The organism is Streptomyces sp. NPDC039430 (assembly GCF_055639435.1).
Map to the genome: position 1 here is coordinate 20433 of NZ_JBVKAK010000023.1, position 7617 is coordinate 28049.

Genomic DNA, 7617 nt, shown 5'->3' on the forward strand with positions numbered 1-7617 from the left:
CCCCACTTATTCAATCCGTCGGCCGGTCGGCCGGCCGGTCGTTCCGTCAGCCGGTGAGGGCGTTCAGAGCGGCCAGATAACCGTCGCGGTGGCCCGCGGTGTTCGGGTGGTACGACTCGTTGATCTTGTCCCATTCCAGGCTGGTGACCCAGGTGGAACCGGATGAGCAGATCGTGTGCGGGTCGAATGCCGGCCGTGCGTCGAGGAATTCGAAACCGGCCGCCGCCGCACGGCTGGACATGACGGAGGCGAGAGTGTCGGCCGCGGAGTTCATCGCCGTACGCTCGGCGTCGCTCAGCCCCAGCAGGCCGCAGGAGCCCCCGATGGTGTAGAGCCGTGGATATCCGACGACGATGACTCTCGCGTTCGGGGCGGCGGCGCGCACCGCCGCGTAGGTCTGCGTGAGCGCGGGCGACAGGACGGACTGCGCCGCCTGCTTGGCCACCTGGACCCCGTTGATGCAGTCCCGGTCGTCGATGGTGAGGATGCAGTTCGTCAGTACGTCGACGAAGCCCACATCATTGCCGCCGACCTGCAGCGTCACCAGGGTGGTGTCCGCGGTGAGCCGCGGTATCTGGGAGTTGATCACTTCGGCCGTGGTCGCACCCGAACACGACGCCTCGACGAATGCCACCGAGCTGTGCTGAGCCGCCCACAGCCGTGGGTAGGTCAGCGGGCCCCGGCGGCACGCGTCGTTCGGGTCGTCGTAGGTACGGGTGCCGGGAGCGACCGCGTACGAGTCACCCAGCGCCACGTACTTGCCCTCGGCCGCGTGGGCGGAGGGTGAGATCGTGACCGCCGCGACGATTGCCAGAAGTGCGGCGAACAGTGCCTTTGTTGAACGCATGGAGATGCTTCTCCAGGAGTGGGGGGACAAGGACCCCACTTGGATAGCAGTTCATGGCGCCGGGTGACGATGGATTCAATGAAAAACTGATGACGATTCAGACGACAGATGGATCGCGGTGGCCACAAGGCCGCGTTCCGTGATCCAACGGCCCTGGAATTCACCGATATGACGGCCATTCACGACGGGGCCCGGTACCAGAAGCCTTGCCTGAAAGGTCCGTTCGACCGGATCGATGTCGATTTCCGCCTCGGAGAAGTCGAGTTCGCGTCCGGTGATCGGATACCACACCTTGAAAACACTTTCCTTGGCGCTGAAAATCAACCGGTCATAGCTGACTCCGGGGTGACGCACGGCCAGCGATTCGATACGTGTCCGCTCGGCCGGCAGCGCGATGACGTCCAGCACCCCCTCGGGCAGTGGCGCGTCGGGCTCCGCGTCGATACCGAGCGCCACCGTCTCCTCGGACCTGGCCACGACGGCCGCGCGGTAGCCGTCGCAGTGCGTCATGCTCCCGACGATGCCTTCCGGCCACTGCGGCGCCCCGCGCCGGTTGGGCAGCAGCGGTACGGGCCGCTGACCGAGACGTCGCATCGCGCGCCTGGCCAGGAACCGCACGGTGGTGAACTCCCGCTGCCGCTTCGGGACCGCGTTCGCCACCAGCGCCTTCTCCTGCGGGAACAGCTCTTCGCCCGGCTCGTGCCCGTCGTCGTAGGCCGCCTCCGCGGCGACCGAGGCGGGCAGCATCTCCCCGATCACCGGACGGCCTGTCCGGCCGGCTCGGGCAGGATCTGGCGCAACGGCTCCCGGGGCGGGCGTTTGCGCCACTCGCGCGGATAGCCGATCGAGACCTCCTCGAAGCGCACCCCGTCGTGCCAGGTGACCCGGGGAATGTGCAGATGGCCGTAGACCACGGCGGCGGCGCGGAAGCGCACATGCCAGTCGGCGGTCAGCTCCGTACCGCACCACTGCGCGAACTCCGGGTAGTACAGAATACGGGTGGGGTCACGGACCAGCGGGAAGTGGTTGATCAGCACCGTACGCAGGGACGGATCGACGGCCGACAGCCGGCGCTCGGTCTCCTCGACCCGCGACCAGCACCAGGCGTCCCGGCCCGCGAAGGGGTCGGCGTGCAGGAAGTACTCGTCGGAGCAGACCACGCCCGCCTCATGGGCCAGCCGCAGCGACTCCTCCGTGGTGGTGGCGCCCGGCGCCCGGAACGAGTAGTCGTAGAGCACGAACAGCGGAGCGATCGCCACCGGCCCGCCGGCGCCCCGCCAGACGGGATAGGGATCCTCCGGGGTGGCGATACCCAGCCCCCGGCACAGTTCCACCAGATGGAGATAGCGCTTCTCGCCCCGCAGATCGCAGGGATCCTGCGGATGGGTCCACAGCTCATGATTGCCCGGAGCCCAGATCACCTTGGCGAACCGCTCGCTGAGCAGCCGGAGCGCCCACTCGATATCGGCGTACTTCTCGGCGACATCTCCCGCGACGATCAGCCAGTCGTCGTCCGAGGCCGGGCGCAGTTCCTCGACCAACGCGCGGTTCTCGTCGTACACGACATGCAGATCGCTGACGGCCAGGAGTTTTCCGTCGGGCACAATACCGTCCTTATCGGTCGGGCTCGAACGCCGGTGGTCGGACCGGGTGCGCTGACCCTTCGAGGTTACGCGGAAGCGGGCGGCGGTGCGTCAGCCACCGGTAACCAGCCGCTCGTCGTCGGCGGCCGGCCGGGGGGAGCCATGGGAGCGGGCGGCGTGCAGCCGCGCGTATGCGCCCTGCTCACGGATCAGTTCGTCGTGGGTGCCGCGCTCCACGATCCGCCCCGACTCCATGACCACGATCACATCGGCGTCGCGGATGGTGGACAGCCGGTGCGCGATGACGAAGCTGGTCCTGCCCGCGCGCAGGGTGTTCATCGCGCGCTGGATCAGGACTTCCGTCCGGGTGTCGACGGAGCTCGTCGCCTCGTCGAGCACCAGCACGGCGGGCCGGGCGAGAAACGCCCTGGCGACCGTGATCAGCTGCTTCTCGCCCGCGCTCACGCCGGCCGACTCGTCGTCCAGCACGGTGTCGTAGCCGTCGGGCAGGGTACGGATGAAGCGGTCCGCGCAGGTGGCGCGCGCCGCGGCGACGATCTCCTCACGGGTGGCGCCGGCGTGGCCGTACGCGATGTTCTCGGCGATCGTGCCGCCGAACAGCCAGGTGTCCTGGAGCACCAGACCGAACCGCGCGCGCAGATCGTCGCGGGTCATCGTCGCGATGTCCGTGCCGTCGAGCAGGATCCGGCCCTCGTCCACCTCGTAGAAGCGCATGAGGAGATTGCCCAGGGTGGTCTTGCCTGCCCCGGTCGGGCCGACGATCGCGACCGTACTGCCGGGTGCCACGGTCAGGGAGAGATCCTCGATCAGCGGGGTCTCGGGGGAGTAGCGGAAGCTCACACGGTCGAACTCCACGCGTCCCGTGACTCGTTCGGGCCTGGCCGGGTGGGCCGGGTCGGGGCCCTGTTCCTCCGCGTCGAGCAGGGTGAAGACCCGTGCGGCGGAGGCGATCCCGGACTGCAGCCGGCCGGCCACACTGGCGACCTGCACGATCGGCTGGCTGAACTGCCGGGAGTACAGGATGAACGCCTGGACGTCCCCGAGCGTCAGCGCGCCGCTCACCACCTTCCAGGCGCCCACCACCGCCACCACCACATAGCCGAGGTTGGCGATGAACATCATGGCGGGCTCGATGGTGCCCGAGGCGAACTGGGCCTTGGCGCCCGCCCGGAACAACGCGTCGTTGTGCGCGTCGAACCGCCGCTCCGCCTGTTCGCGCCTGCCGAAGCCCTTGATCAGCGAGTGGCCCGTATAGACCTCCTCGACCTCCGCGTTCATCGAGCCGGTGGCGGCCCACTGTTCGGCGAACCGGGGCTGGGCGCGCTTGCTTATCCACGCGGCGAGCACCCCCGACACCGGCACGCTCGCCAGCATGATCAGCGCCAGGGACGGCGAGATCACCAGCATCAGGACGAGCATGGTGAGAAGGGAGAAGACCGAGGTGATCAGCTCGGCGAGGGTCTGCTGAAGGGTCTGCTGGAGGTTGTCGACATCGTTGGTCGTACGGCTCAGCACCTCGCCCGCCGGATTGCGGTCGAAGTAGCGCAGCGGCAGCCGTCCGAGCTTCTCCTCCGCCCTCTCCCGCAGATCGAAGACCACCCGCTGGACGACGGACGCGACCAGCCGGCCCTGCGCCAGCATGAACAGCGAGGCCGCGACGTACAGCACGAGCAGGAGCAGCAGCAGCCGCCCGACCGCGCCGAAGTCGACACCTCCGGTGGTGACCCCCGGTGCCGGGTCGCCCGGTGCGCCGAGCAGACCGGCCACGATCAGGTCGGTGGCCCTGCCGAGCAGGAGCGGGCCGAACGCGTTGAGCGTGATCCCGCCGATGCCCACCAGCAGGGCGACGGCGATCCGCGGGCGGTGCGGCCGGAGCAGTCCGAGGAGCCGGCGGCCGGGCCCCCGGGGTTCAGTGGGGCCGGGGCCGGCCGACGAGACCATGGGCGGTCTCCTCCTCGGTGAGCTGGGAGAGTGCTATCTCGCGGTAGGTGGCGCTGTCGTGCAGGAGTTCGTCATGGGTGCCGGTGGCGACGACGCGTCCGCCGTCGAGCACGACGATGCGGTCCGCGTACCGCACGGTGGCGACCCGCTGGGCGACGGTGAGCACGGTCGACCCCGCGATCTCCGGCGCCATCGCGGTGCGCAGCGCGGCGTCCGTGGCGTAGTCGAGCGCGGAGAAGCAGTCGTCGAAGAGATAGACGGCGGGGCGGCGCAGCAGGGTGCGCGCGATGGCGAGCCGCTGGCGCTGGCCGCCCGAGACGTTCGTGCCGCCCTGGGAGATCTCCGCGTCCAGCCCGTCGGGCATCCGCGCGACGAACTCGTCCGCCTGGGCGATCCGCAGGGCGTGCCACAGCTCGTCGTCGGTGGCGTCCGGGTTCCCGAAGCGGAGGTTGGTCGCGACGGTCCCGGAGAACAGATACGGCCTCTGCGGTACGAAGCCGACGGCCCCGCTGAGAACGTCCGGGTCCAGCCGCCGTACGTCGACGCCGTTGACCCGTACCGAACCCTCGGTGGCGTCGAACAGCCGCAGGACGAGGTTGAGCAGCGTCGTCTTGCCGCTGCCGGTGGAGCCCAGGATCGCCACGCTCTCCCCGGGGCCCGCGGTCAGATCGATGTCCTGGAGCACCGGCTTCTCGGCGCCCGGATAGCGGAACTCCGCCCCGCGCAGCTCCAGCCGGCCGACGGCGTCCGGCGCGGCCCCCACCGGCTCGGACGGCGGGGTGACACTCGTCGGCGTGGCCAGGATCTCCTGGATACGCCCGGCGGAGACCTTCGCGCGCGGCACCGACAGGAATACGAACGCGACCATCACGACCGACATGAGGATCAGCGAGAGATAGCTGAGGAAGGCGCTGAGCGCGCCGATCCGCATCGCCCCGCTGTCGATCCGGTAGGCACCGGCCCAGAGGACGGCGACCATGAACCCGTTCATGAGCAGCAGGACCACCGGCAGCATCGACGCGATGAGCCGGCCGACCCGCCGCGAGACCTCGAACAGTTCCGTACTCGTACGGGCGAACCGCTCGCGCTCGTAGCCGTCCCGTACGAAGGAACGCACCACGCGCACGCCGGTGATCTGCTCGCGCAGCAGCCGGCCGAGCCGGTCGAGATACGTCTGCATCCGCTCGTAGAACGCACCCATCCGGGCCAGCAGCAGTCCGAACGCGACGGCGACGACCACGACGAGGACCACCAGGATCAGCGCCAGCGGAACGTCCTGCTGAAGCGCCAGCACCACGCTTCCCAGACACATCAGGGGCGCGGCCACCACGATCCCGAAGCCCGACTGCGTCAGCGTCTGCACCTGCTGCACATCGTTGACCGTCCGGGTCAGCAGCGACGGCGTACCGAAGCGCCCCACCTCACGGGCGGAGAAGTCCAGCACCCGGCGGAAGACGACGGAGCGGATGTCGCGTCCCATCGCCATGGCCGTACGGGAGGCCAGGGACACCGCGCCCGTCGCCGCGGCGACCTGGACCAGGGCCAGGGCGACCATGACCGCCCCGAGGCGTGAGATGTAGCCGCTGTCCCGCGCGACGACGCCGTTGTCGATCAGGGCGGCGCCGAGCGTCGGCAGCAGCAGCGTGCCGAGGATCTGGATCAGTTGCAGGAGGACCAGCAGGGCGGCGGCGCGCCGGTACGGGCGCACATGGGTACGCAGAAGTCTGAACAGCACGGAAAGACGCTCCGGTTGACAGAGCCGGCCCGAACGCCGACGCACACAGTGCACCGCATCACGGTCCCGAAAATTACTAGTGTTCCGCCTCTTCGTGCCTTCCCCGATCCGCTCCGACTCGTGAATTCCCTAGTAAGCACGGGATTTCTTGACACCGTGGTCGGCGGCTTGCGAGCGTGCCGATGTCTATCGTCCGGACAGAAGCGTATTCGATGCAAGGTCGTCGACCGAGCTCTGCGTTTGGGCGGTCTCTCCGTGGTCGAGAAGGGGTTGGTATGACCAAGCGTGCGCTGATCACCGGAATTACCGGGCAGGACGGTTCCTATCTGGCCGAGCATCTCCTGTCACAGGGCTACCAGGTTTGGGGATTGATCCGAGGACAGGCCAACCCGCGAAAGTCCCGGGTCAGCCGGCTCGTCTCCGAACTCTCGTTCGTGGACGGCGACCTGATGGACCAGGGCAGCCTGGTCTCCGCCGTCGACACCGTGCAGCCGGACGAGGTGTACAACCTCGGCGCGATCTCGTTCGTGCCGATGTCCTGGCAGCAGGCCGAACTCGTCACCGAGGTCAACGGCATGGGCGTGCTCCGCGTCCTGGAGGCGATCCGGATGGTGAGCGGCCTGAACGGCTCGCGCACCGCGGGAGCCGGCCAGATCCGCTTCTACCAGGCGTCGTCCTCGGAGATGTTCGGCAAGGCCGCCGAGACCCCGCAGCGAGAGACGACGCTGTTCCACCCGCGCAGCCCCTACGGCGCAGCCAAGGCGTACGGGCACTTCATCACCCGCAACTACCGCGAGTCCTTCGGGATGTACGCCGTGTCGGGCATGCTCTTCAACCACGAGTCCCCGCGCCGCGGCTCGGAGTTCGTGACCCGGAAGATCTCACTCGCCGTCGCCCGGATCAAACTCGGACTCCAGGACAAGCTGCACCTCGGAAACCTCGACGCGGTACGCGACTGGGGCTTCGCCGGCGACTACGTGCGCGCCATGCACCTCATGCTCCAGCCCGACGAGCCGGACGACTACGTGGTGGGCAGCGGCACCATGCACTCGGTACGGGACGCGGTGCGCATCGCCTTCGAACACGTGGGCCTGGACTGGCAGGACTACGTCGTCATCGACCCCGAGCTGGTCCGCCCCGCCGAGGTGGAGATCCTCTGCGCGGACAGCGAGCACGCCCGGACCAAGCTGGGCTGGAAGCCCAGTGTCGACTTCCCCGAACTGATGCACATGATGGTCGACGCCGACCTGAATCAGGTCTCCCGGGAACACGAATACGGGGACCTTCTGCTGGCCTCCAACTGGTAGCGGAACGAAGACCGCGGAGGACTAGGGAATTCCCGTAGCGGTCCGTACGACACTCGCCACATGGCTTCCCGCTGAACGGCTGCGAAGCCATGTGGCTTTCTCTTTATCGCATTGCACGGCGAACGCGAGATGCCCCGCGTGATTCATGTTCGGCCGTCGGCTGTCGAGATGGGTTGAGTTGAG

At 68.4% G+C, this 7617-nt stretch carries 6 protein-coding genes; 1 reads left to right on the top strand and 5 read right to left on the bottom strand.

All coding sequences use genetic code 11. The features are described from left to right. Positions 1–46 precede the first annotated feature (46 nt). The 5 genes from ACZ7LS_RS34255 to ACZ7LS_RS34275 form a co-directional block, all read right to left on the bottom strand. A complete protein-coding gene (locus tag ACZ7LS_RS34255; protein ID WP_382668840.1) occupies positions 47–847 on the bottom strand; it encodes an SGNH/GDSL hydrolase family protein in 801 nt (266 codons plus the stop codon). Positions 848–922: 75 nt separating this feature from the next. Beyond that, positions 923–1594, bottom strand: coding sequence for a 4'-phosphopantetheinyl transferase family protein (locus ACZ7LS_RS34260; RefSeq protein ID WP_385135250.1), 672 nt, complete (start codon positions 1592–1594; stop codon positions 923–925). An 8-nt stretch (positions 1595–1602) separates the two neighbouring features. Beyond that, positions 1603–2451 (bottom strand): metallophosphoesterase family protein, encoded by an 849-nt coding sequence (locus tag ACZ7LS_RS34265; RefSeq protein ID WP_382530011.1) that lies wholly within the window; start codon positions 2449–2451, stop codon positions 1603–1605. Positions 2452–2541: 90 nt separating this feature from the next. After that, positions 2542–4392, bottom strand: coding sequence for an ABC transporter ATP-binding protein (locus ACZ7LS_RS34270; protein ID WP_385135248.1), 1851 nt, complete (start codon positions 4390–4392; stop codon positions 2542–2544). After that, positions 4361–6127 carry an ABC transporter ATP-binding protein gene (locus ACZ7LS_RS34275; protein WP_382875289.1) on the bottom strand — a complete coding sequence of 589 codons (1767 nt, stop codon included), beginning with the start codon at positions 6125–6127 and terminating at the stop codon, positions 4361–4363. Before ACZ7LS_RS34275 ends, ACZ7LS_RS34270 begins: the two co-directional genes overlap by 32 nt. A 275-nt stretch (positions 6128–6402) precedes the next feature. On the opposite strand from ACZ7LS_RS34275, the gene ACZ7LS_RS34280 reads away from it, so the two are divergent. Continuing rightward, a complete protein-coding gene (locus ACZ7LS_RS34280) occupies positions 6403–7434 on the top strand; it encodes a GDP-mannose 4,6-dehydratase (RefSeq protein ID WP_382530017.1) in 1032 nt (343 codons plus the stop codon). Positions 7435–7617 lie beyond the last annotated feature (183 nt).

Excerpts from the sequence above, each read along its gene's own strand:
- ACZ7LS_RS34270 (WP_385135248.1), bottom strand. The coding sequence starts at position 4,392 with ATGGTCTCGTCGGCCGGCCCCGGCCCCACTGAACCCCGGGGGCCCGGC.
- ACZ7LS_RS34260 (WP_385135250.1), bottom strand. The coding sequence starts at position 1,594 with ATGCTGCCCGCCTCGGTCGCCGCGGAGGCGGCCTACGACGACGGGCAC.
- ACZ7LS_RS34255 (WP_382668840.1), bottom strand. The coding sequence starts at position 847 with ATGCGTTCAACAAAGGCACTGTTCGCCGCACTTCTGGCAATCGTCGCG.
- ACZ7LS_RS34280 (WP_382530017.1), top strand. The coding sequence starts at position 6,403 with ATGACCAAGCGTGCGCTGATCACCGGAATTACCGGGCAGGACGGTTCC.